Consider the following 21,755-nt stretch of genomic DNA (forward strand, 5'->3'; position numbering starts at 1 on the left):
GCGGCCGCTGGCACGTTATTGTGCAGGTCCCCCCCAAAACCATTCCAGGAGCCTTCATGACTCGTTATTCGGTCCCCATGTTTTTGAGTTCGGCCGTGTTGTTGGTCGCCACCGCCTCTTTGGCTCATGCTGAGCCCTTGCGTGCCAACGTGGTCAGCTTTCAGACCACGGCCACGCAAGAGGTCACACAGGACTTGTTGGCCGTGACCTTGCAGGCCAACCGCGAAGGCGCTCAGGCCGCCGAGGTGCAAAGTGGACTCAAGCAGGCACTGGATGCTGCCTTGACCGAAGCCAAGCGCTCGGCCCAGGCCGGTGCCATGGACGTGCGCACCGGCTATTTCGCAGTCAATCCGCGTTACGGCAACAACGGCCGCATCAACGGCTGGCAGGGCACGGCCCAACTGGTGCTGGAAGGCACCGACACCACGCGCATTTCACAGACAGCCGGCAAGCTCAATCAACTCAATGTGGTGAACGTGAGTTACGGCCTGTCGCCAGCTTTGCGTGAGCAGCATGAATCGGCGCTCACGGCCGATGCCATCAACCGCTTCCGAACCCGCGCGGGCGAGTTGGCCAAGAACTTTGGCTTCACGGGCTACTCGCTGGGCGAAGTCAATGTGCAGACCGGCGAGCCTGGTTTTCAAGGCCGCCCGATGATGATGGCCATGCGCGCCAAGGGTGCCGATGTGGCGGAGGCGGCCTTGCCGGTCGAGCCAGGCAAGGGCGTGCTCTCCGTGACCGTGTCAGGTCAGGTTGTCTTGAGCAAGTGATGTGAGGGGAGTCTAGGGCGCGGCGGGTTCATCGCGCCACTGGCCACCCTTGAGTGTCTGGTGCGGCCGGAAATGCGTCTTGTAGGCCATCTTGCGGCTCTGTTCGATCCAGTAACCCAGGTACACGTGTGGCAGATTCAACTGTTGCGCCTGGTCGATCTGCCAGAGCACGCTGTAGGTGCCGTAGCTGCGGTGGGCTTCGGGTTCGTAGAAGGTGTAGACCGCTGACAACCCATCGTTGAGGATGTCCAGGATCGACACCATCTTGAGTGCGCCCTGGGCCTGGCCTTCCTTGGGGGGCTCGCGGAACTCCACCAGCCGCGAGTTGACTCGGCTTTGCAGCAGGAACTGCGTGTATTGGTCGACCGAGTCGTGGTCCATGCCCCCGCCTTTGTGGCGACCGGCCTGGTAACGCAGGTAGAGCTGATAGTGCTCGGGCGTGAAGCACAGCCGCAGCACACGCGCTTCCAGGCCATGATGCGACTTCCAGGCCCGCAATTGGCTGCGGCTGGCCACAAAGCGCTCGACCGGTATCCGCAAGGGCACGCAGGCTTGGCAGCCATCGCAATACGGGCGGTAAGTGAACATGCCGCTGCGCCGAAAACCGTTGGCCACCAGGCCGGAGTAAACGTCAGCGTTGATCAGGTGACTGGGCGTGGCGACCTGCGACCGTGCCACCTTGCCATCCAGGTAGCTGCAAGGGTAGGGCGCCGTGGCGTAGAACTGCAAGGAAGCCAGGGGGAGGTCTTTGAGGTGCGTCACGCTGCCAAATCCAGGTGGGACCAGAATGAATCATCATAGGCCCAAACTTGCGGGCCTTTGAGATCGACGACGCCCCTCAAATGGGCTTCGAATTCAGCGCGCGGCCAAGTACGGCCACCCAGGGATGCCAGGTGGCTGGTGCGTTGCTGGCAGTCAATGGCGGTGATGCCGTGGGCCCTGCAAAAGCAAACCAGCGCGGCCAACGCGATCTTGGACGCATCTGCCTGGCGCGTGAACATGGATTCGCCGTAGAACATCTGGCCCAAGCCGATCCCATACAGGCCGCCCACCAATTGGCCATTCACCCAGGTCTCGAACGAGTGCACCTGCCCAGCGGCATGCCAGCGCTTGTAGGCCGCTTGCATGTCAGGAACGATCCAGGTGCCGTTTTGGCCATGGCGTGGTGCGTTGGCGCAAGCTTCGATCACTTGGTCAAAAGCGCTGTCAATGCGGATTTCGCAGCCGGGTGTGCGCAAGAACTTGCCAATCGTCTTGCGCAAGGATCGGGTCAGTTTGAACTCAGCCACCGGCAGCACCATGCGCGGGTCCGGCGTCCACCAGAGGATGGGCTGGCCCTCGCTGAACCAGGGGAAAATGCCGTGCCGGTAAGCATCGGTCAGGCGCGCCACGCTCAAATCGCCGCCGGCCGCCAACAAGCCAGGGGCATCGGTGGCCGCACTCCATGCCTGGGCGGTATCGGGGAAGGGGTCGAGAGCGTTAAGCCAAGTGATCATAAAAAAAGCCCGATGGCGAACCACCGGGCTTAAGGGTACCTTGAACGAATTTCAGGAGGTACCGAGGAGACAACCTTTCAGCCCCAAGAATCAGGCAGCCTTGCGTGGCTTGGCCGTGGCAGCTTGGGTGGCCTTGACGGCCGTGTTGGAGATGGCCTGGAAGTTGGCTTCGGCCACGTCAGCGGCTTGCTTGGCAGCCTTGTGCACCGAATCAAATGCATTGTTGGCGGCGGCCACGGCCGACTTGACCAATACCACGGCGTTTTCAGTGCCGGCAGGTGCGTTCTTCACGGCGTTGTCCACCACGGACATGAATTTCTTCTGGGCTTCAGACATCTGGCCTTCGGCAACCTTGCTGACTTCAGCGCTGGTGCTGGACGCGATGTCGTACAGGTGGCGGCTGTAAGCAGCGGCCTTTTCGGCGGATGGTTGCAGCAGGCTGGTGTTGAGGGCCAGCAACTCCTGGGCGTCTTTCACAGACAGGACAGCCTTGGTGTGCTCGGACACTTCATCCAGCGTGGCCTTGGCCACTTGCAGGTTCAGCTCGACCAACTTTTCCACGCCTTCAAAAGCCTTTTGGCCCAGATCCAGCAGTGTGGCGATGTTGGCTTTGTGATTGGCCATGAGTTGTTCAGCGGTCAGCATGTCATATCTCCGTAAGATTGATGGGTTAAGTCGCTGCGCTCTGTGCTCAAACTGCTTTGTTGCGCTGCAACATGTCGCCAAGTATATGGATCTGCAAACACTTTGCAAGTGGTTTTTTGTGCGGTGCAGCAAAAGGTGGGTGAATGCCCGGTTTTTTTACCCTCAGGCAGGGTGAGGCGCGGCTTGGCCTACACTTGGCGTCCTCGAATCCACACACTCCTGATCGATTAATCATGAGCCTGCTGCTAGTCCCTCCCGGTGCCAAGGCACCCGATGCGTTCAACGTCATCATCGAAATCTCGGCCAATTCCGACCCGGTCAAGTACGAAGTCGACCATGAAACCGGCGCGGTTTTCGTCGACCGCTTCATGGGCACCGCGATGCACTATCCGTGCAACTACGGCTATGTGCCCCAAACCCTGGCCGATGACGGAGATCCGGTCGATGTGCTGGTGGTGACGCCTTTCCCATTGCCTCCTGGCGTGGTGGTGGCCTGCCGCCCTCTGGGCATCCTGAAAATGGACGACGAGGCCGGTGGCGACTCCAAACTCGTGGCCGTGCCCACCGAAAAGATCTTGCCGATGTACTCCAAGATCAAGTCGACGGATGACCTGCCCGAGCAGTTGCTCAAGCAGATCCAGCACTTCTTTGAGCACTACAAGGATCTGGAGCCTGGCAAGTGGGTGAAAGTGATTGGCTGGGCTGGTATTGAAGATGCCAAGGCGGAAGTCACCCAAGGCATTGCCAACTACAACAAGAAGCACGCCTGATTCTTCAATCAAGCTTGCGTTAAAAAACCGCCGAACCCGTGAGGGCTGTGGCGGTTTTTTATTGGGCGCGCAGCCACTCGGTTTATTCGAGGCGCTTGATCACCTTGGCCAGGGTCGAGGCAATCTGGTCAATCTGTCCGTCGTTGATGATCAGGGGCGGCGAAATGGCGATGTTGTCGCCCGCGGCACGCACCAAAACGCCTTCTTCCCAACAGCCGAGGAAGGCCTCAAACGCCCGGCGCCCGGGGGCAGCACCGGCCCTGGGGGCGAACTCCACCGCGACCACAGCACCCGTGTTGCGGATGTCCACTACGTGGGGCTGGCCCTTCAGCTGGTGGAAGGCGTCTTCGAACTTGCCTTCCAATTGCGCCGCCCGGGTCAACAGGCCTTCTTCTTCATACGTGTCCAAGGTGCCGTGGGCGGCAGCGCAAGCCATGGGATGGGCTGAATAGGTGTAGCCGTGCGGCAGCTCGATCGCGGCCGGCGGGCCCTGCATGAAGGTGTCATGAATACCTTGCTTGGCGAACACAGCGCCCATCGGGATCACGCCATTGGTGATGCCCTTGGCGGCGGTCAACAGGTCAGGAGTCACGCCATAGTGCTGCGCCGCGAAGGGTGAGCCCAGCCGCCCAAAGCCCGAAATCACCTCGTCGAAAATCAGCAGGATGCCGTGCTTGTCGCAGATGTCGCGCAGGCGCTGCAGGTAGCCTTTGGGCGGCAGCAGCACACCGGTCGAGCCGGCCATGGGCTCCACGATGACGGCAGCAATGGTGGACGCGTCGTGCAGCGTCACCAGGCGCTCCAGGTCGTCGGCCAGCTCGGCGCCGTGCTGGGGCTGACCTTTGGTGAATGCGTTGCGGGTGAGGTCGTGCGTGTGGCGCAGGTGATCGACGCCAGCCACCAGGTTGCCGAACAGTTTGCGGTTGGGCCCCAAGCCACCCAAGGCGGTGCCCGCGAAGTTGACACCGTGATAACCCCGTTCGCGCCCGATCAGGCGGGTGCGGTGGCCTTCGCCACGCAGTCGGTGGTAGGCGATGGCGATCTTCAGGGCCGTGTCCACGGCTTCAGAGCCCGAGTTGGTGAAGAACACCTTGTTGAGGCCTTCAGGCGTGAGCTTGACCAGCCGCTCAGCCAAGGAAAACGCTAAAGGGTGTCCCATCTGGAAGGGCGGCGCGTAGTCCATCTCCGCCACCTGGTGGGCAATGGCGTCAACGATGCGTGGCCGGGCGTGGCCGGCATTGACACACCACAGACCCGAGGTGCCGTCCAGGATCTCGCGCCCCTCAGGCGTCCAGTAGTGCATGCCGCTGGCCTTGGCCAGCATGCGAGGTGACTGCTTGAATTCCCGGTTTGCCGTGAACGGCATCCAGAAGGCGTCCATGTTTGGGTTCACGTTGTGCTCCATGTGTTTCCAAGTCACCCTACATCATTGGCAGGGTCCTGACATTTGTACGCCCAAAAACCGACAGGGATGGCACAGGTGCCAAAAATTTAGGTCTTATATAAGACATAAGTCTTTGAAATTTGCGCCGAACTCTGTAGAATCACGGGTTTTCCTCGTACCCACCAACCTCCCCCGGAGATGTCATGACGAAACTCACACGCGAACAACAGATCGCCGCCCTGGAAAAAGACTGGGCTGAAAACCCCCGCTGGAAGCTGGTCAAGCGCGGCTATTCCGCAGCTGACGTCGTGCGTCTGCGCGGCAGCCTGCAGCCTGAGTACACCCTGGCCAAGAACGGCGCTGAAAAGCTGTGGGAAAAAGTCAACGGTGGCGCCAAGAAGGGCTACGTCAACGCTTTCGGCGCCATCACCGCCGGTCAAGCCATGCAACAAGCCAAGGCTGGCCTGGAAGCCGTGTACCTGTCGGGCTGGCAAGTCGCCGCCGACGGCAACACCTCCGAAACCATGTACCCCGACCAATCGCTGTACGCGTACGACTCGGTGCCCACCATGGTTCGCCGCATCAACAACACGTTCAAGCGCGCTGACGAAATCCAATGGGGCCGTGGCATCAACCCAGGCGACGAAGGCTTTGTTGACTACTTCCTGCCGATCGTTGCTGACGCTGAAGCCGGTTTCGGTGGCGTTCTGAACGCTTTCGAACTGATGAAGAACATGATCGCTTCGGGCGCTGCTGGCGTTCACTTCGAAGACCAACTGGCTGCCGTGAAGAAGTGCGGTCACATGGGCGGCAAGGTGCTGGTTCCTACACGTGAAGCCATCGAGAAGCTGATCGCTGCTCGTTTCGCTGCCGACGTGATGGGCGTGCCCACCATCGTTCTGGCCCGCACCGATGCTGAAGCAGCCAACCTGCTGACCAGCGACTGCGATGCCAACGACCAACCTTTCGTCACCGGCGAACGCACCCAAGAAGGCTTCTACCGCGTCAAGAACGGTCTGGAACAAGCCATCAGCCGTGGCGTGGCTTACGCTCCCTACGCTGACTTGGTGTGGTGCGAAACCGGCGTGCCTGACATCGGCTTCGCCCGTGAATTCGCGCAAGCTGTGCACGCTGCCTGCCCCGGCAAGCTGCTGTCGTACAACTGCTCGCCTTCGTTCAACTGGAAGAAGAACCTCAACGACAAGCAAATCGCTTCGTTCCAAGAGGACCTGTCGGCCCTGGGCTACAAGTACCAGTTCATCACGCTGGCTGGTATCCACATCAACTGGTACAACACGTTCCAGTTCGCTCACTCCTACGCCAACGGCGAAGGCATGAAGCACTACACCGAAATGGTTCAAGAGCCAGAATTCGCAGCTCGCGAAAAGGGCTACACCTTCGTGTCGCACCAACAAGAAGTGGGCGCTGGCTACTTCGACGACGTGACCACCGTGATCCAAGGTGGTTCGTCTTCCGTGAAGGCCCTGACCGGCTCGACCGAAGAAGAACAGTTCCACTGATCGGCGCGGGCCGCGAGGCCCGTTGTCATGACTCAGTCAGGCATGAAAAGCGGCACCCTTGGGTGCCGCTTTTTTCATTGGCGGTCCGACGTGAGTCAAGGCTTAGAACTTCAGCGTGATCGCGCCACCCAATGCCCAGGCGCGACCGCGACGGCTGAGTGCATCGGCGCGTGGCCAGAAATGACCCACGATGATTTCACCCAGCACGAAGTCTTTGTGGATGGGCTGAATCCATTTTGTCTGCAGGCCAAAGTCCGAGACTGGAACGGCCGCTCCTGCGACGCCACTGAACAGCGCTTCTACCGACAGGACGCGCTGCTCGCCAAATGATTGATGCATGCCCAGATTGCTGGACCAGGCGAACTTTGGTGATTCCTGAGTGATGGTCGCAGCGTTGAGCCAGCGGGCTGCCAGCGTTGATGAAAGAGCATGCTCGTAGGAGCCCACCGTTGTCGAACCGAGGCGGTCGTCGCGGGTCAAAAACAAGGTCTCGCGGAAATCAATCCGATCGGTGGGGCTGAGCTGCCAATCATGGCGGTAGCGAGCCTGTGCGTAAGGTTTCAAACCGCTGCGCACGCCCAATCGGAAGTCGACCGCCTCGATCAATCTCATGCCGAATCCGGCGAAGAACGAAGAATCTCTGCGGTCGCTGGGCAGCAGCAACTGCTGTCGTGAGAACGCCTCAGGTTGGTCCGTGATGACCTCTCGCCGATTGTCGTTGCCCACGAACAGGTACTTGTAGTTCTCCACATTGGGCAAACGGAAGCGGGCGTTGAAGCGCACGCCGGTGTCCAGTGATTGGTCTTGCCGTTTCAGCAGACTCAGGCTCAGTTGGCCCTGAGTGACTTCGCCGCCCTCCGAGAAGGGTTTGTCGCCAAACCAGCTGTCCACGCCACTGGCCAACCATTCGACCGTTGACCGCACGGCGCTTCGCGTTGATTCCGCGACCTGCTCGATGGAGCGCCCCGAAGGGGGCTCCTCGGTGGCCTGCGCGCTCACGGACGTGGACAGGGTGGTCGCCCAGGCCAGGATCGTGGCGCCAAGCAGACGGCGGTCAAGTCGGCTGTGATGAAAGTAGGCAAAGGGTTCGCTCTTGTGGACCACGCGCGCTTCCTTGTGCTGTGAGGCAGTGCGAAATGATGATCGCACACGGCCGTGCCAGGCCTCGGGGCTTTTTCCCTGGATCCTTGATGTGGAACAGGTTAAAATCCACGCTAACCGATTCATCCATTCATCAAGAGCGAGAAAGGCAATCACGGTTATGACACCGCGAACGACGACCACCACCACTTCGACCTCCACCGAGGTCTAAAAGGCTGGCCGCTGCTTCGATTGCTTTTCTCCCTTCCTAAAAAGCGCGGCTCACCCCGCGCTTTTTTAATGGCTCAACAAACAGGTTCACCATGATTTCGATCCAGCTTCCAGACGGCTCCAAACGCGAATTCCCCGGCCCGGTCACCATCGCCGAAGTGGCCGCCTCCATTGGTGCTGGTCTGGCCAAGGCCGCCCTGGCAGGTCGCGTGGGGCAGGGCGAAAACGCCCGCGTGGTGGACACCAGCTACCTGATGGAGGCTGACACATCGCTGGCCATCATCACCGACAAAGACTCGGCCGGCCTGGACGTGATCCGCCACTCCACCGCCCACTTGCTGGCTTACGCCGTCAAGGAGTTGTTCCCCGAGGCTCAGGTCACCATCGGCCCCACCATCGAGAACGGCTTCTATTACGACTTCGCCTACAAGCGCCCCTTCACGCCCGATGACCTGATCGCCATCGAGAAGAAGATGGGCGACCTGGCCAAGAAAGACGAAAAAGTCGAGCGCCGCGTGCTGCCGCGCGATGAAGCCGTGTCTTACTTCAAGAGCCTGGGCGAGCACTACAAGGCCGAGATCATTGAGAGCATTCCGGCCGATCAGGATGTGTCGCTGTACAGCGAAGGCGCCTTCACCGACCTGTGCCGTGGCCCTCACGTGCCCAGCACCGGCAAGCTCAAGCACTTCAAGCTGATGAAAGTGGCTGGTGCCTATTGGCGCGGTGACCACCGCAACGAGCAACTGCAGCGCATCTACGGCACGGCCTGGGCCACCAAGGACGATCTGCAGAAGTACCTGACCCTGCTGGAGGAGGCCGAAAAGCGCGACCACCGCAAGCTGGGCCGCGAGCTGGACTTGTTCCACATCGACGACCATGCGCCGGGCGTGGTGTTCTGGCACCCCAATGGCTGGACGGTGTGGCAGGCGGTCGAGCAGTACATGCGCCAGGTCTACCGCGACAACGGCTACAACGAAGTCAAGGGCCCGCAGATCCTGGACAAAACCTTGTGGGAGAAGACCGGCCACTGGGACAAATACCGCGAGAACATGTTCACCACCGAGAGTGAAAAGCGCGACTACGCCCTCAAGCCCATGAACTGCCCGGGGCACATCCTGATCTTCAACCAGGGCATCAAGAGCTACCGCGACCTGCCGGTGCGCTACGGCGAGTTTGGTCAATGCCACCGCAACGAGCCCACCGGTGGCCTGCACGGCATCATGCGCGTGCGCGGCTTCACGCAGGACGACGGCCACATCTTCTGCACCGAAGACCAAATCCTGCAGGAGTGCGTGGACTTCACCGCCTTGCTGCAAAAGGTGTATCAAGATTTTGGCTTCACCGACATCATCTACAAGGTGGCCACGCGCCCCGAGGCCCGCATCGGCAGTGACGAAGTCTGGGACAAGGCCGAGCAGGCCTTGATCGAAAGCCTGCGCGCCACCGGGAGTGAATTCGAAATCGCGCCAGGCGAGGGCGCCTTCTACGGCCCCAAGATCGAATACACCCTGAAAGACGCCCTGGGCCGCCACTGGCAATGCGGCACCATCCAGGTCGATTTCTCGATGCCGCAACGCCTGAACGCCGAATACGTGACCGACACCAGCGAGCGCCAGCACCCGGTGATGCTGCACCGCGCCATCCTGGGCAGCCTGGAGCGCTTCATCGGGATTTTGATCGAACAGCACGCCGGCGCGCTGCCGGTTTGGCTGGCGCCGACCCAGGTTGTGGTGCTCAACATCACCGATTCGCAGGCGGAATACGTCAAAGAGGTGGCCAAAACATTGCAGAAACAAGGACTTAGGGTCAAATTGGATTTGCGAAACGAGAAAATCACCTATAAAATCCGCGAGCATTCGCTACAGAAGGTGCCTTACATCCTCGTTGTCGGTGACAAAGAGAAGGATGCTGGTGCCGTCGCCGTGCGCGCCCGGGGCAATCAAGACCTCGGTGTGATGTCGCTAGACAGCTTCTCCCAGAGGATTGCTCAAGACATCGCCAGCAAGGCTTGAGGTGAAGCGTGGGTGTTTTCAGCCCACGCCAGCTTCGCTTTCCGGGACGCGTGTTTCATTGTTGACTGGTGCGGGCTCCATTGAAGAGCCCGTGGCCTGAAGGAATTCGAGATCGCTAACTTTTTTGACCGCCGGACGCCCAATGTTGAGCGCAAGCACCGGCTGAATCGTGAGATCACTGCGCTAGAGGTCCGGTTGAACGGGATTGAGAACGAGCCTTTGGGCATCGTGAGCATCCAGGACGCCTTGCGCATGTCTGCCGAAGCCGATGTGGACCTGGTTGAAATTGCCGCTGCGGCTGAGCCGCCGGTCTGTCGTCTGATGGACTACGGCAAGTTCAAATACCAGGAGCAGAAGAAAGCTCACGACGCCAAGCTCAAGCAGAAGGTCATCGAAGTCAAGGAAGTGAAGTTCCGTCCGGGCACCGATGAAGGCGACTATCAGATCAAGATGCGCAATTTGCGCAAGTTCCTGGAAGACGGCGACAAGGGCAAAGTGACCTTGCGTTATCGGGGCCGAGAGATCACCCACCAGGACATTGGTATGCGTTTGTTGGAGCGTGTGCGTGATGAGCTCGCCGATGTGTCGGTGGTCGAGAACATGCCCAAGCTTGAAGGTCGCCAGATGATCATGATTCTGGGTCCGAAGAAGAAGAAGTGATTTGAAAGATGACATCCCTCGGGCGACCGGGGGTGTTTGCCCTGGAGAAGGTTTGGTCGCCATCTCCGTGGGTTCAAAGTGCCTGCAGGCCATCAAGACGCGGAGAAGTTCGCGGCGCCTGTCAGGAACAATTTAAAAGGAGCAGAACATGCCCAAAATGAAGACCAAGAGCAGTGCGAAAAAGCGTTTTCGCGTGCGTCCGGGTGGCACCGTCAAGCGCGGTTCCGCCTTCAAGCGCCACATCCTGACCAAAAAGTCCACGAAGACGAAGCGCCAACTGCGCGGCATCTCCAACGTGCATGAAACCAACATGAGCTCCGTCGCACAGATGTTGCCCGGGTTTGGTATCTGATTTTTTGATTTTGATTCATCGCCTGAAGGAGTTCATCCATGCCTCGCGTTAAACGTGGTGTAACAGCCCGTGCTCGTCACAAAAAAGTCCTAGCCCTTGCCAAGGGTTTCCGCGGTCGCCGCAAGAACGTTTTCCGCATTGCCAAGCAAGCGGTCATGAAAGCTGGGCAATACGCCTACCGTGACCGCCGTGCCAAGAAACGCGTGTTCCGTCGCTTGTGGATTGCCCGGATCAACGCCGGCAGCCGTTCACTGGGCTTGACTTACAGCAAGTTCATGGCCGGCATCAAGAAAGCGTCGATCGAGATCGACCGCAAGGTCCTGTCCGACATGGCCATCAACGACCCGGCTGCTTTTGCAAGCCTGGTTGAGATCGCCAAGTCCAAGTTGGCCGCTTGATAGCCTTGCACAGCACACCATGCTGAAACGGTTCGGCTGAATTTTCAGCCGAGCTTTCACAAAGGCCTGACCCTGGTGTCCGGCCTTTTTTTTCGACGCAATATGACGAAGAACGCGACGAAATGAACGACCTCGAACTACTGGTTCAATCCGCTACCGAGGCCTTCGTGGCCGCCGCCACGCCCGCCGACCTTGAAAACGCCAAAGCGCGCTTTCTGGGCAAGTCGGGCAGCCTGACTGAGTTGCTCAAAGGCATGGGCGCCTTGAGCGTGGAAGACAAGAAAACACGCGGCGCCGCCATCAACCAGGCCAAGCAGCAGGTGGAAGCGGCTTTGACCGCGCGCCGCCAGGCCCTGGCCGATGACGAGCTGGCCTTGCAACTGCGTGCCGAGAGCCTGGATGTCAGCTTGCCTGGACGCAGGCGCGGCGAGGGCGGCCTGCATCCTGTGTCGCTCACATTGGAGCGCATGGAAGCCATATTCGGTTCGATGGGTTTTGCCGTGGCCGATGGCCCGGAAATCGAGACCGACTGGTTCAACTTCACGGCCCTGAACACGCCGGAAGACCACCCCGCACGCTCGATGCACGACACCTTCTATGTGGAAGGCGGCAACCTGCTGCGCACGCACACCAGCCCCATGCAGGTGCGCTATGCGGTTCAGCACGTCAAACAACACGCCGAGGCCGTGGGCCGTGGTGAGCGCATCCCTGAAATCCGCGTGATCGCGCCGGGCCGGACTTACCGCGTGGACAGCGACGCCACGCACTCGCCCATGTTCCACCAGTGCGAAGGCCTGTGGATTGGCGAGGCGGTGAGCTTCACCGACCTGAAAGCCGTGTTCGCTGATTTCTTCCGCAACTTCTTCGAGACTGACGACCTGGACATCCGCTTCCGGCCGTCGTTCTTCCCCTTCACCGAGCCTTCGGCCGAGGTGGACATCGCTTTCGCCAGTGGGCCTTTGAAGGGCCGTTGGCTGGAAGTGGGTGGTTCGGGCCAGGTGCACCCCAATGTGGTCCGCAACTTTGGGCTGGACCCTGAAAAGTACATTGGTTTCGCCTTTGGCCTGGGGCCTGATCGCCTGACGATGCTGCGTTATGGGGTCAATGACCTGCGCCTGTTCTACGAAGGCGATCTGCGCTTTTTGTCGCAGTTTCAGTGAAGATTGACGTTCCCACTTCAGGAGCCGAACGATGACCACCGCCGCCACGTCCATCCAAGCCTGGGCCGCCAATGCCGCTGGGCAACCGCTCGAACCTTTCAACTACGAGCCCGGCCCTTTGGGCCTGGAAGAAGTCGAAATCCAGGTTGAACATTGCGGCCTGTGCCACTCCGACCTCTCCCTGATCGACAACGAGTGGGGTATCGCGCCTTACCCGATGGTGGGCGGCCATGAGGTGATTGGTCGCGTCGTGGCCTTGGGCTCATCGGCCAAGGGCTTGACGCTGGGTCAACGCGTGGGGCTGGGCTGGAACGCTTCCAGCTGCCTGCATTGCAACCCTTGCCTGAGTGGCTTGCAGCAGCTGTGCCGCAAGGCGCAGCCCACCATCATTGGCCACCATGGCGGCTTTGCTGAAAGAGTGCGTGCGCATTGGGTTTGGGTGGCGCCGATTCCCGAGGGCCTGGATGCCAGCAAGGCCGGGCCTTTGCTGTGCGGCGGCGTGACGGTGTTTTCGCCATTCCTGACCTATGACATCAAGCCGACGAGCCGGATTGGCGTGGTGGGCATTGGTGGCTTGGGCCATCTGGCGCTGAAGTTCGCGCGTGCGTGGGGTTGCGAGGTCACGGCCTTCACCTCATCTGAGTCAAAGCGGGACGAGGCCCTGCAACTGGGGGCGCACCGCGTGGTGTCCAGCGTTGATCCGGCCTCCATGAAGCAGATCGCCGGTCAACTGGACCTGGTGCTGGTCACCGTCAACGTGATGCTGAACTGGAAGGCCATCGTGGGCACCTTGGCGCCCAATGGCCGCTTGCACCTGGTGGGCGTGCAAACCGAAGCGATGCCGGTGGACACGCGCAGCTTGATGAACGCACAGCGCAGTGTCTCGGCGTCGCCCACGGGCTCGCGCACCGACATCGACGCGATGCTCGCCTTTGCCGCGCGCCATGGCATCGCGCCGCAAACCGAACATTTCCCCATGAGCCGCATCAATGACGCGCTGGACCACTTGCGCGCCGGCAAGGCCCGTTACCGCGTGGTGCTGGACGCTGATTTCGCGCAAGCTTGATTTAAAAATTTCCAAGGATCCCTCATGCAATTTCCCGAGTCCTGGCTGCGTTCGTTTTGCAACCCTGACCTGAACACCCAGCAACTGGCCGACCTGTTGACCATGGCCGGCCTGGAGGTGGAGGAGCAGCAGCCGGTGGCGCCTTCGTTCACCGGTGTGGTGGTGGGCCTGGTGCTGGAAGTGGCCAAGCACCCTGATGCGGACCGCCTGAACGTGTGCAAGGTGGATGCTGGCACGGGCGAGGTGTTGCAGATCGTGTGTGGCGCGGCCAATGTGGCGGTGGGCATCAAGGTGCCCTGCGCGACGGTGGGGGCCGAGTTGCCGCCCGGCGCCGATGGCAAGCCCTTCAAGATCAAGCTGGGCAAGCTGCGTGGGGTCGAGAGCCAGGGCATGCTGTGCTCGGCCCGCGAGTTGGGCGTGTCTGAAGAGGCGTCTGGCTTGCACATCTTGCCCGACGATGCGCCCGTGGGCACCAGCATCCGCGATTATCTGAAGCTGGATGACACGCTGCTGACACTCAAGCTCACGCCCAACCTGGCCCACTGCCTGAGCGTGCAAGGCGTGGCCCGCGAGGTGTCGGCCTTGACCGGCGCCCACCTGACTCGCCTGCCCATCAAGCACGTGGTGCCCACGATCGACGATCGGCTGCCCGTCAAGGTCACGGCGCCCGATCTGTGCGGCCGGTTTGCTGGCCGCGTCATCCGTGGCGTGAATCCTCAAGCGCCCACGCCCGCTTGGATGGTGGACCGCCTGGCCCGTTGTGGCCAGCGTTCGGTGTCTGCCCTGGTCGATATCTCCAACTATGTGATGTTCGAGCTGGGCCAGCCTTCGCACGTGTTCGACCTGGACAAGGTGCATGGCGGCCTGACCGTGCGTTGGGGTCAGCTTGGCGAATCCTTGAAGCTGCTCAACGGCCAGACGGTGACCTTGGACGAACACGTGGGCGTGATCGCCGACGAACAGCAAGTCGAATCCTTGGCCGGCGTGATGGGCGGCGATGCAACTTCGGTGGGTGACGATACGCGCAATGTCTACCTGGAGGCGGCCTTCTGGTGGCCTAAGGCCATTGCTGGCCGGGCTCGCCGCTACAACTTCTCGACCGATGCCTCGCACCGCTACGAGCGTGGCGTGGACCCGGCACCCACGGTGGAGGCGATCGAGCGCATCACCCAGTTGATCCTGGACATCTGCGGCGGCCGCGCCGGCCCGGTGGATGACCAGCTGATCAAGGCGGCCGAACGTCCGCCCGTGACGCTGCGCCTGTCGCGTGCCCAGCGGGTCATCGGCATGCCCGTGACCCTGGCGCAATGCCAGGAGGTGTTCACGCGCCTGGACTTGCACTACAGCACGCAGGCCAAGGGCAGCGACACGCACCTGGTGGTCATCCCACCCAGCTGGCGCTTTGACCTGCAGATCGAGGAAGACTTGATCGAAGAAGTGGTGCGCGTGATTGGCTTCGACCAACTGCCCAAGCGCCCGCCCAAGGCGCCGATCGAGGCGCAAGTGCTGCCCGAAGCCAAGCGCAGCCTGTTCGCGGTGCGCCGCTCGGTGGCCAGCCGTGGTTACCAGGAAACCATCAACTTCAGTTTTGTGGAGGAGCGCTGGGAGCGCGAGTTGGCGGGCAACGAGAACCCCATCCGTGTGCTCAACCCCATCGCCAGCCCCTTGAGCGTGATGCGTTCCAGCCTGGTCGGCAGCCTGCTCGAAGTGCTGCGCACCAACCTGTCGCGCAAGGCTGACCGTGTTCGCATTTTCGAGATCGGGCGGGTGTTCAAACGCGATGCTTCCGTCATCAACAGTGACCAGACCGTGGCCGGCATCGACCAGCCGGTTCGCGTCACCGGGCTGGCCTATGGTCCGGCCGATGTGCAGCAGTGGGGCGCCCCCTCGCGCACCGTCGATTTCTTCGATGTGAAGGGCGATGTGGAGGCCTTGCTGGCGCCGCGACAGCCGCGCTTTGTGGCCGCCGAACATCCTGCCTTTCACCCTGGGCGTTGTGCCCGCGTGGAGTTGGATGGCCAAGCCGTGGGCTTTGTGGGTGAGCTGCACCCCAAGTGGCGCCAAGGCTATGAGCTGCCGCAAGCCCCGGTGCTGTTCGAGCTCGATGCTGCTGTGCTGACCCAGCGTGTGGTGCCTACCTTCCAGGCCGTGCCGCGCCTGCAGTCGGTCTACCGCGATTTGGCCCTGGTGGTGAACGACAGCGTCACGCACGATACCTTGATGGCCGCGATCACCGAGGCGCCGTCCGAGGGCTTGGTGCGCGGTGCGCGCTTGTTCGACATCTACAAACCCAAGGCCGCCGTGGCGGGCATGGCCGAGAACGAGCGCAGCCTGGCGGTTCGCCTTGAGTTGCGTGACGACGAGCAAACCTTGACCGATGAGCGCATCGAGGCCTCCTTGAAGGGCGTGCTCGAATCCTTGTCGCAACGCGTCAGTGCACGGGTGCGGTCATGACCGACAAGCTCCCCGAAGTGAACGTGCTGCTGCCGACCCTGGAGACGCCCACGCTGACCAAGGCCGACCTGTCAGAGATGTTGTTTGACCGGCTGGGCCTGAACAAACGCGAGTCCAAGGACATGGTCGAAGCGTTCTTCGAGCTGGTGCACGAGACGCTGGACCAGGGCCAGGACGTGAAGCTGTCGGGCTTTGGCAACTTCCAGATTCGGCGGAAGGCACCCCGCCCGGGGCGCAATCCCCGCACCGGTGAGGCCATTCCCATCGCCGAGCGGCATGTGGTCACCTTCCATGCCAGCCAGAAGCTCAAGGGCATGGTGCAAGGAGACTCACCCATCGAGGACGAGTTGGAGTAAAGTCTCAGGCCCTTCACCGATCTTGTTGATTTAGATCGGGATTCTCAGTATTGGGTGCCCTTTGACGACCACGGACAGCGCCTTGCCGCCAATTCCCGCCAAACGCTACTTCACCATTGGTGAGGTGAGTGAGCTGTGCCTGGTCAAGCCTTATGTGCTGCGCTACTGGGAGCAGGAATTCGTGCAGCTCAAACCCATGAAGCGGCGCGGCAATCGGCGCTATTACCAGCACCATGAGGTGCTGCTGATCCGCCGTATCCGCGAATTGCTGTACGACCAGGGTTTCACCATCAGCGGCGCCCGCAATCGCTTGTCCGAGCTGGGTGCCCGTGGTGCTTTGCCCAAACTGGATCCGGCCTTGTTGAGCGAAGAACTTGAGCCCTTGGACGAAGCGATGCCGGATCACCAGCCGGCCGTGGCCTTGCAAGCAGGTGCGCGGGCGCCTGCCACGTCGCAGCGCTTGGGTCATGCTTCACCTGAGGCTGAGGCAAGCTGGTTGGGGCCCGATGTGCGTGAACTGCAAAAGGCCAGTCCGCAAGCGGTGGAACAGCTGCGCGAAGCCTTGTTGTCGATCCGCGAATTGCTGGAATGACCAAAATTAATGGTATAGTCTAAGTCTTCGGGGCGTAGCGCAGCCTGGTAGCGCACTTGCATGGGGTGCAAGGGGTCGTGAGTTCGAATCCCACCGTCCCGACCAAGCATCACGAGGGTTAGTAGGTTAGCGCCTACTAACCCTTTCGTGTTTCTGGGCCACCCTGATGCCGACTTATCCCCGACTTCTGTGGATAACCTTGTTGGCAAGTGCTGGGTAAAGCGTCCCTCCCCAGGCTAGTGCTTTCTGTGCTGCGAAATGAGGCAGTTCTGTGACATCTGGAGTGCCGTTGTCCATGAGAAAAATTGCTCCCTCGAAGGACGAGACCGCGCTGATGCCGCCGTTCCCTGGTTTGCCGTTGGAGCGCATCTTCGTGCCGCGCACCCAGGCCGAGTTTTCAGCGGCGTTTGACGAGATCATGGCGGCGGGCCGGGCTGGCTTCGACACCGAATCCAAGCCCACCTTCACGTTTGGCGAGGTCAGCGAGGGGCCGCACGTTGTGCAGTTCGCCTTGAGTGACAAGGCCTTCATCTTCCAGCCGCATCGCAGCGAGGGGCACGCTTTCCTGGCCGAACTGCTGCACTCTGACAAGGTGCTGAAAGTTGGCTTTGGCCTGCAATCCGACAAAGGGCAGATCCAGGCCAAGCTGGGCGTTCAGCTTCAAGCGGTGCTTGACCTGAACAGCGTGTTCCGCCAAGAGGGCTACAACAACTCGATGGGAGTGCGCGCCGCCGTGGGCGTGGTGTTCCAGCAGCACTTCCACAAGTCCAAGAAGACGACCACCTCCAATTGGGAAGCGCGTGAGCTCACGGACAAGCAGTTGCTGTACGCCGCCAATGACGCCTACGCCGCGCTCAAGGTGCTTGAGGCCTTGAAGCTGTCTCACCCCGATTTGCCATAGCGCTCACCGGGGCCTGATGGCCTGATCAGGCCCTCCGATCAGACCGGCATGCGTTGCTCGACGCGGTCGAGCACGGCTTCCGGCTCTTGCGCGTCAACGGCTGTTTCGTTGTTCAACTGACGGTGCAGTTGGGCTTTGTCCAGGTCACCGGTCATGTTGGCCACCACGATCGTGGCCACGCCATTGCCCACCAGGTTGGTCAGCGCGCGTGCCTCTGACATGAAGCGGTCGATGCCCAGGATCAGCGCCAGGCCCGCGACCGGCACATGCCCCACGGCCGACAAGGTGGCCGCCAGCACGATGAAGCCACTGCCAGTGACGCCCGCCGCGCCCTTGGACGTGAGCAAGAGCACCGCCAGCAGGGTGATTTGCTGGGTCAGGGTCATGTCCGTGTTGGTGGCTTGCGCGATGAAGACCGCGGCCATCGTGAGGTAGATCGAGGTGCCATCCAGGTTGAAGGAATAGCCTGTGGGGATCACCAGCCCGACCACCGACTTGCGGGCGCCCAGGTTCTCCATCTTGACCATCATGCGCGGCAGCACCGATTCTGAAGAGGACGTGCCCAGCACGATCAGCAGTTCCTCCTTGATGTACTTGACGAACTTCCAGATCGAGAAGCCGTTGAGCCAGGTGATGATGCCCAAGACCACAAACACGAAGATCAGGCAGGTGACGTAGAAGGTGCCCATCAGCTTGCCCAGTGACACCAGCGAGCCTGCGCCGTACTTGCCGATGGTGAAGGCCATGGCGCCGAATGCACCGATGGGGGCCAGCTTCATGATCATGCCGACGATGCTGAACAGCACGTGCGATGACTTCTCGATGAAATCGAACACCAGCGTGCCACGGCCACCGAACTTGTGCAGTGCGAACCCGAACAGCACGGCGAACAGCAGCACCTGCAGGATCTCGCCCTTGGCAAAGGCATCGAACACCGTCGAGGGGATGATGTTGAGCAGGAAGTCGGTGGTGGTCTGCATCTTGCCCGGGCCGGTGTAGGCGGCGATGCCCTTGGTGTCCAGCGAGGCGACATCGATGTTCATGCCCGCCCCCGGCTTCACCAGGTTGACGATCACCAGGCCAATGATCAGCGAGATGGTGCTGACCACTTCGAAATACAGCAGGGCCAGGCCACCGGTTTTGCCGACCTTCTTCATGTCTTCCATGCCGGCGATGCCGACCACCACCGTGCAGAAGATGATCGGGGCAATGATCATCTTGATGAGCTTGATGAAGCCATCACCCAGCGGCTTCATGGCTTCGCCGGCGGCAGGGTAGTAATGGCCCAGCAGCACACCGATCACGATGGCCGTGATGACCTGAAAATACAGCGACTTGTAGAGGGGTTTTTTGGGCATGCTCATCTCCTGGTGGACGCCGCGGGATCACGAGGAAGTATGCCGATCTGCACCTGCTTGCGCAGTACGTAGATCCCACAGAGATGAGTGGAGGCTTTGTTCTGCGACTACCCTTGCTGGGTCTGTGCGCGCGCCGCATACTTGCGCGCCATCAGCGAGCACACGAACAACTGAAGCTGGTGGTAGAACATGATGGGCAGCACCAGCACGCCCAGGGCCGGGTCGCCACCGAACAGCAAGCGCGCCATGGGCACCCCCGAAGCCAGTGTTTTCTTCGAACCGCAGAACACCGCCACGATCTCGTCCTCAACCGGAAAGCCCATGATCTTGGCCACGCGCTGGGTGAACCACAGCATCGGGAAGAGGAACAAGGCCGCACCCACCAGCGTGATGGCGATCAGGCTCAGGCCATGCTTGCTCCACAAGCCATCGGCCACCGAATCGCTGAACGAACACCACACCAGCAGCAGGATCACGCCCTTGTCCACCAGCGTGGTCTTGGACTTGATGCTTTTGAAGAAATTGCCCAGCCAGGGCCGCAGCAACTGGCCCAGCACGAAGGGCAACAACAACATGCGCGCCACCTTGAGCATCGTGTCGCCCAGGTCCATGCCCTGGCCGGTGCCGGTGTGGCCGCCAAACACCAAGCTGGCCAGCAAGGGTGTCAAAAACACACCCAGCAAGGTCGACAAGGTGGCGTTCAAGATCGCGGCGGCCACATTGCCCCGCGCCAGCCCCGTCATGGTGACCGAGGATGACACCGTGGACGGCAGCACCGCCAGGTAGAAAAACCCCAGCAGCAGATCGTGCGGGATGTAAGGGCCCAGGCCCAGGCTCAGCAACCACCACCACAACGGAAAGGCCACGAACGTGCAAACCTGCACCACCAGATGAAGCCGCCAGCGCGAGGCGCCCTGCTTGAGGCTGTCGGTCGACAAGCCCATGCCGTGCAGGAAGAACACGATGAAAATGCCGACATTGCCCACCTGGTCCAGGTGCAGCGTGCCCCCAGTCTTGCCCAGTTGGGGCAGCAAGGAGGCCAGCAACACGGCGGCGATCATGCCAACGAGGAAGCCGTCAACCGCACCGCGTTGCTTTTGGGGGTGGCGTTGCATCATCATGGTCCGGTCTTGCGCCACACGCTGGCCAGCCAGGGCTGCTGTTCGCGCGGCAGGCCCTCGGGACGGTAGTAATGGGTTAACTCGGTGAAGCCGACTGCCGTCAGGTGCTCGCGCCAAGCGGGCAGGTCGTGATAAGCACCATAGCGGCCACCACTCCAGCCTTCCTGGCCTTGGCCCCGCGGATTGGAGCTGAACAGCACGCCGCCTGGTTTGAGCGTGCCGTGCAATTGCTTGAGCACCCGGGGCAGTTCCTGCTGGGGCACATGGAAGAGCGAAGCATTGGCGAACACGCCGTCAAAACGCTCAGGCGGCAGGTCCAGTGCCAGGAAACTTTGTTGCAGCACCTCGCAGCCGCTGTAAGAGCGTGCCATCTCGGCGAAGCGTTCGGCACCTTCCAGTCCGACGGGGCGGTGACCCAGATCGGCGAAAGTTTTGAGGTCTCGTCCAGGGCCGCAGCCAAAGTCCAGGATGCTGAAAGGCGCGTGTCCCTGGATGTGCTTCAGCAAAGCGTCGATGTTCTGTCCAACGTCGTGGTCGCGCGTGCCTTGCCAGAACTGCTCGGCCTGCTGGTTGTAGTGGGCAAGCGTGGTCGTGGCGATGTGGTTCAGGTCGTCGGGCTTCAGGGGCATGGTGGAATGATGATCTCAAAAGCGCATTGAGCAAGGGTGGCCGGCATGAGGTGAAAGCTTTCCTGCCGAAATATGATGCGGATGTACAAAGCCTGAGAGTCCACATGCCGCACGTCTTGATCATCCACGAAGTTGAAAGCTACCCCGCCTGGAAAGCCATTTTCGACCAGGCGGCGCAGATTCGAAAAGACGCCGGCGAAATCAGCTATCAACTGCTGCGCCATGACACCGATGCCAACAACATCGTGCATTTCTCGCAGTGGTCGTCGCTGGCCAACGCGCGGCGTTTTTTCGAATCACCGGAACTGGTCGAGATCAGGAAAAAAGCGGGCGTGAAGGCGCCCGACTTCATCTACCTGGAGCAGATCGAGCATGGCGTTTTGTAAGCTTGGCGCGGCGCTGTTGGCCGCCTCGTGCTCGGTGCTGGCCACAGTCGCAGGATTGGCCTGCGCCAGCCCCGCGCGGCCTGCGCGAGAGCCGGCCACGAGCGACCCGGCGGTGGCCGGCCGTTTGCTGGACTCCACCGCTGAGCTCACCATCCGCCGACTCCCCACCTGCGAGGTCGCCATCAACACCCGCGTGTCTGAGTGGAAGGCGTCGGCGTCGATTGCTTGCAGGAAGGCCCCGGCCTCGAGCGAGGCTTGTGTGGCGGCGCTATTGACGGCGCGTGCCGAGCAGTTGAAGCAGATCAGGTCGTGCCGCTCGCTTTGACCTGGGCAAGGGGCGCCGGCGATGCGACGGGGCAGGGCCTTCGGCTTATATTCCCCATGTTCTCTATCGCCCTCACGCCATGTCCAGCA

Annotated in this window: 23 protein-coding genes and 1 tRNA gene; 16 read left to right on the top strand and 8 right to left on the bottom strand. The window is 61.0% G+C overall.

Translation table 11 applies throughout. The annotated features are described in order from the left end of the window. Positions 1–56 precede the first annotated feature (56 nt). Positions 57–770, top strand: a complete 714-nt coding sequence (locus LQ232_RS20835; RefSeq protein ID WP_230182294.1) for an SIMPL domain-containing protein — start codon at positions 57–59, stop codon at positions 768–770. Between the two features lie 12 nt (positions 771–782). On the opposite strand, the gene LQ232_RS20840 is transcribed toward LQ232_RS20835, so the two are convergent. From LQ232_RS20840 to LQ232_RS20850, 3 genes are all read right to left on the bottom strand, one after another. Continuing rightward, positions 783–1,532, bottom strand: coding sequence for an arginyltransferase (locus LQ232_RS20840; RefSeq protein ID WP_230182295.1), 750 nt, complete (start codon positions 1,530–1,532; stop codon positions 783–785). Then, a complete protein-coding gene (aat, locus tag LQ232_RS20845) occupies positions 1,529–2,266 on the bottom strand; it encodes a leucyl/phenylalanyl-tRNA--protein transferase (RefSeq protein ID WP_230182296.1) in 738 nt (245 codons plus the stop codon). Before aat ends, LQ232_RS20840 begins: the two co-directional genes overlap by 4 nt. 90 nt (positions 2,267–2,356) lie before the next feature. Beyond that, a complete protein-coding gene (locus tag LQ232_RS20850; RefSeq protein WP_230182297.1) occupies positions 2,357–2,911 on the bottom strand; it encodes a phasin family protein in 555 nt (184 codons plus the stop codon). Positions 2,912–3,144: 233 nt separating this feature from the next. Here LQ232_RS20850 and ppa point away from each other — a divergent pair, with 233 nt between their 5' ends. Beyond that, the gene (ppa, locus tag LQ232_RS20855; protein ID WP_230182298.1) at positions 3,145–3,681 is read left to right on the top strand and encodes an inorganic diphosphatase; all 537 of its coding nucleotides are present in this window, start codon (positions 3,145–3,147) and stop codon (positions 3,679–3,681) included. Between the two features lie 82 nt (positions 3,682–3,763). Here ppa and LQ232_RS20860 read toward each other — a convergent pair whose 3' ends face one another. Continuing rightward, a complete protein-coding gene (locus tag LQ232_RS20860) occupies positions 3,764–5,062 on the bottom strand; it encodes an aspartate aminotransferase family protein (protein ID WP_371820348.1) in 1,299 nt (432 codons plus the stop codon). Between the two features lie 206 nt (positions 5,063–5,268). Here LQ232_RS20860 and aceA point away from each other — a divergent pair, with 206 nt between their 5' ends. After that, positions 5,269–6,585, top strand: coding sequence for an isocitrate lyase (aceA, locus tag LQ232_RS20865; RefSeq protein WP_230182300.1), 1,317 nt, complete (start codon positions 5,269–5,271; stop codon positions 6,583–6,585). Between the two features lie 102 nt (positions 6,586–6,687). Here aceA and LQ232_RS20870 read toward each other — a convergent pair whose 3' ends face one another. Then, on the bottom strand, positions 6,688–7,875 hold the full coding sequence (locus LQ232_RS20870) for a hypothetical protein (RefSeq protein WP_230182301.1): 1,188 nt from the start codon (positions 7,873–7,875) through the stop codon (positions 6,688–6,690). A 113-nt stretch (positions 7,876–7,988) separates the two neighbouring features. Here LQ232_RS20870 and thrS point away from each other — a divergent pair, with 113 nt between their 5' ends. The 11 genes from thrS to LQ232_RS20925 all read left to right on the top strand — a co-directional run bounded on the left by thrS (position 7,989) and on the right by LQ232_RS20925 (position 17,847). Further along, the gene (gene thrS / locus LQ232_RS20875) at positions 7,989–9,908 is read left to right on the top strand and encodes a threonine--tRNA ligase (protein ID WP_230182302.1); all 1,920 of its coding nucleotides are present in this window, start codon (positions 7,989–7,991) and stop codon (positions 9,906–9,908) included. 96 nt (positions 9,909–10,004) lie between these two features. Further along, complete coding sequence (gene infC / locus LQ232_RS20880) at positions 10,005–10,568, top strand: translation initiation factor IF-3 (protein ID WP_371820349.1); 564 nt, start codon at positions 10,005–10,007, stop codon at positions 10,566–10,568. 148 nt (positions 10,569–10,716) lie between these two features. Next, positions 10,717–10,920: a 50S ribosomal protein L35 gene (rpmI, locus tag LQ232_RS20885; RefSeq protein ID WP_230182303.1), complete on the top strand. Its 204-nt coding sequence runs from the start codon at positions 10,717–10,719 to the stop codon at positions 10,918–10,920. A gap of 38 nt (positions 10,921–10,958) precedes the next feature. Further along, positions 10,959–11,318 (top strand): 50S ribosomal protein L20, encoded by a 360-nt coding sequence (rplT, locus tag LQ232_RS20890; RefSeq protein WP_230182304.1) that lies wholly within the window; start codon positions 10,959–10,961, stop codon positions 11,316–11,318. A gap of 122 nt (positions 11,319–11,440) precedes the next feature. After that, positions 11,441–12,478, top strand: a complete 1,038-nt coding sequence (locus LQ232_RS20895; RefSeq protein WP_230182305.1) for a phenylalanine--tRNA ligase subunit alpha — start codon at positions 11,441–11,443, stop codon at positions 12,476–12,478. A 31-nt stretch (positions 12,479–12,509) separates the two neighbouring features. Continuing rightward, positions 12,510–13,544 (top strand): NAD(P)-dependent alcohol dehydrogenase, encoded by a 1,035-nt coding sequence (locus tag LQ232_RS20900; RefSeq protein ID WP_230182306.1) that lies wholly within the window; start codon positions 12,510–12,512, stop codon positions 13,542–13,544. A gap of 24 nt (positions 13,545–13,568) precedes the next feature. Continuing rightward, positions 13,569–15,998 carry a phenylalanine--tRNA ligase subunit beta gene (pheT, locus tag LQ232_RS20905; protein WP_230182307.1) on the top strand — a complete coding sequence of 810 codons (2,430 nt, stop codon included), beginning with the start codon at positions 13,569–13,571 and terminating at the stop codon, positions 15,996–15,998. Continuing rightward, positions 15,995–16,354: an integration host factor subunit alpha gene (locus tag LQ232_RS20910; protein WP_230182308.1), complete on the top strand. Its 360-nt coding sequence runs from the start codon at positions 15,995–15,997 to the stop codon at positions 16,352–16,354. The genes pheT and LQ232_RS20910 overlap by 4 nt, the downstream gene beginning before the upstream one ends. A 61-nt stretch (positions 16,355–16,415) precedes the next feature. After that, on the top strand, positions 16,416–16,946 hold the full coding sequence (locus LQ232_RS20915; protein WP_230182309.1) for a MerR family transcriptional regulator: 531 nt from the start codon (positions 16,416–16,418) through the stop codon (positions 16,944–16,946). 28 nt (positions 16,947–16,974) lie between these two features. After that, positions 16,975–17,051 (top strand) — tRNA-Pro (locus tag LQ232_RS20920). Positions 17,052–17,241: 190 nt separating this feature from the next. Further along, a complete protein-coding gene (locus tag LQ232_RS20925) occupies positions 17,242–17,847 on the top strand; it encodes a 3'-5' exonuclease (protein WP_230182310.1) in 606 nt (201 codons plus the stop codon). Between the two features lie 38 nt (positions 17,848–17,885). Here the strand turns inward: LQ232_RS20925 and LQ232_RS20930 are convergent, their stop codons facing one another. From LQ232_RS20930 to LQ232_RS20940, 3 genes are all read right to left on the bottom strand, one after another. Beyond that, positions 17,886–19,211, bottom strand: coding sequence for a dicarboxylate/amino acid:cation symporter (locus LQ232_RS20930; RefSeq protein WP_305878756.1), 1,326 nt, complete (start codon positions 19,209–19,211; stop codon positions 17,886–17,888). 101 nt (positions 19,212–19,312) lie between these two features. Continuing rightward, positions 19,313–20,326: a bile acid:sodium symporter family protein gene (locus LQ232_RS20935; protein WP_230182312.1), complete on the bottom strand. Its 1,014-nt coding sequence runs from the start codon at positions 20,324–20,326 to the stop codon at positions 19,313–19,315. Then, entirely contained in the window at positions 20,323–20,955 is a 633-nt protein-coding gene (locus LQ232_RS20940; RefSeq protein ID WP_230182313.1) for a bifunctional 2-polyprenyl-6-hydroxyphenol methylase/3-demethylubiquinol 3-O-methyltransferase UbiG, read from the bottom strand. The genes LQ232_RS20935 and LQ232_RS20940 overlap by 4 nt, the downstream gene beginning before the upstream one ends. Positions 20,956–21,059: 104 nt before the next feature. On the opposite strand from LQ232_RS20940, the gene LQ232_RS20945 reads away from it, so the two are divergent. Together LQ232_RS20945 and LQ232_RS20950 are read left to right on the top strand one after the other, a co-directional pair. Further along, a complete protein-coding gene (locus LQ232_RS20945) occupies positions 21,060–21,341 on the top strand; it encodes an antibiotic biosynthesis monooxygenase (RefSeq protein ID WP_230182314.1) in 282 nt (93 codons plus the stop codon). Then, positions 21,328–21,666, top strand: coding sequence for a hypothetical protein (locus tag LQ232_RS20950; RefSeq protein ID WP_230182315.1), 339 nt, complete (start codon positions 21,328–21,330; stop codon positions 21,664–21,666). The genes LQ232_RS20945 and LQ232_RS20950 overlap by 14 nt, the downstream gene beginning before the upstream one ends. Positions 21,667–21,755: the final 89 nt, after the last annotated feature.

It is taken from the genome of Aquabacterium sp. CECT 9606 (assembly GCF_918741295.1).
Classification (GTDB): Bacteria; Pseudomonadota; Gammaproteobacteria; order Burkholderiales; family Burkholderiaceae_C; genus Aquabacterium.